Below are 1,825 nucleotides of genomic sequence, written 5' to 3'. Positions count from 1 at the left end.
CACGGCGGTCACGAGGGTCACGGCGACCATGGCGACCACGGCGGTCACGAGGGTCACGGCGACCATGGCGACCACGGCGGTCACGAGGGTCACGGCGACCATGGCGACCACGGCGGTCACGAGGGTCACGGCGGCCACGAGGGCCACGAGGGTCATGGCGGCCACGAGGGCCATGAGGGTCAGGGCCAGGGTCAGGACCAGGCTCAAGGCCAGGACCAGGCTCAGGGCCAGAACCAGAGCGGCTCGCAGAACCAGGGCCAGGACCAGCACGTCAACGTGACCGTCAACGTGCAGAACGTCGTCACGAACAACCTCAACAACAGCGCGAACAACAGCGCCGCCAGCAACTCGAACAACTCCGCGCAGAACAGCGCGCAGAACTCGGCGCAGAACAACCAGTCGGCCTCCCAGGCCAACAACCTGTCCAACCAGCAGAGCCAGTCCAACCACCAGGACTCGCACAACCTGAACCTGAACAAGGTCAACCTCGTCGCGAAGGAGCAGACGCCGAGCAAGACGGCCCACCACGGCGGTGGGCAGCACGGTGCGGGCGGGGAGCACGGTGAGGGCGGGCAGCACGGTGGGGGCGGGGAGTACGCGGCCGGTCACCACGGTGCGGCGGGCGAGCAGCACTCGGCCGGGCACCACCACGGGGAGCTGGCCGAGACGGGTACCCAGGGAACGCCGATCCTGCTCGGCCTGTCGGCCGCGTTCCTCGCCGCGGGCGCGGCAGCGATGCGGCTCGGCCGACGGCGTGGATGACCGGACACGTCCCCCGGGGTGCCGGGTAGCGTGCACGGGCCGGACTGCGTGACTGTCCGGCGGGGCGCCGTCCCGGTCGCTCACGACCGGGACGGCCGACCGAGAAGCAGGCGTCGAGCTCAAGGGCGGTGCGGGCACCGAGCGGGCGACGGGTGGTGCGCTGCCGCGGCCGCCCGTCGGTCGGCTTCCCCCCTTCACCCGTTCGAGGGATCCTCCTTTCGCAGCTCGGGGGGCGGCGTACGGTCCGGGTCCACCGGCTGTTCCCGGACCAGGCTGCCCCAGACGGCCATTCGGTAGAGCGACGTGTAGACCGGCGTGCAGGTCGTCAGGGTGATGTAGCGGCCCGGCACGGTGTACGGGGAACCGGTGGGCACCGGGGCGATGACGCCGGTGTCGTGCTTGGAGGTTTTCGGCAGCGTGGCATCGACGCGGTACACGTACCAGCGGTCGCGGGTCTCCACGACCAGTGGGTCGCCCGGCTTCAGCACGTCCAGGTCGTGGAACTTCGCGCCGTGGCCGTCGCGGTGGGCGGCGAGGGCGAAGTTTCCCTGTGGCTCCCAGGGCATGGCCGAGCTGTACGGATTCGTGTAGGCCCCGGCGACCCCCTCCGCGAGGGTGTCCTCGCCGGTGCCGATCTTGATCAGCACCTGGTAGCCGACGCCCATCGCCGGCACGTGCAGGAAGCCGATGCCGTCGTCCGCCTCGAAACGGGGTGGGACGGCGGTGTCCGCGGTGCCGGTCGGTGGGGCTGCCGGGGCCGCCGCCGACCAGCGCTGGCGCAGGTGCTCGGCGGCGACGCCCGTGTGCCGGGCGACCGTGACGTCCGTCCACCACAGTGAGTAGGCGACCAGCAGGGCGAGCAGCACACCTGTGGTGAACATCAGGTCGCCGAGTACGCCGGTCGCGACCTGGAAGGGGCGTCGGTGCGGGGCTCGCGCCTTGGCCGGGTGCTCGGTCGCCATGGGTGATCCCTAAGAATGTGAGGCGGTCCGGGAGGACCGGGTGTGGCTGATGGGTGGTTGCCGTTTGTGGCTCCGAAGGAATGGCCGCCCGGTCCTTCGGG

3 protein-coding genes are annotated in these 1,825 nt (G+C 71.0%); 1 reads left to right on the top strand and 2 read right to left on the bottom strand.

Going from position 1 to position 1,825, the window contains the following annotated elements:
* On the bottom strand, positions 1-270 hold a 270-nt coding region (locus AB0J08_RS41390; RefSeq protein ID WP_360645303.1), incomplete at its 3' end, for a hypothetical protein.
* A gap of 6 nt (positions 271-276) precedes the next feature.
* Here AB0J08_RS41390 and AB0J08_RS41385 point away from each other — a divergent pair.
* Complete coding sequence (locus AB0J08_RS41385) at positions 277-762, top strand: hypothetical protein (RefSeq protein WP_360645301.1); 486 nt, start codon at positions 277-279, stop codon at positions 760-762.
* Between the two features lie 194 nt (positions 763-956).
* On the opposite strand, the gene AB0J08_RS41380 is transcribed toward AB0J08_RS41385, so the two are convergent.
* Positions 957-1,724, bottom strand: coding sequence for a class E sortase (locus tag AB0J08_RS41380; RefSeq protein ID WP_360645298.1), 768 nt, complete (start codon positions 1,722-1,724; stop codon positions 957-959).
* Positions 1,725-1,825 lie beyond the last annotated feature (101 nt).

The sequence above is a fragment of the Kitasatospora sp. NPDC050463 genome, from assembly GCF_040655255.1.
Classification (GTDB): Bacteria; Actinomycetota; Actinomycetes; order Streptomycetales; family Streptomycetaceae; genus Kitasatospora.
Note: the sequence above shows the minus strand (reverse complement) of the source record. Positions and strands in the feature narration are given on the sequence as shown.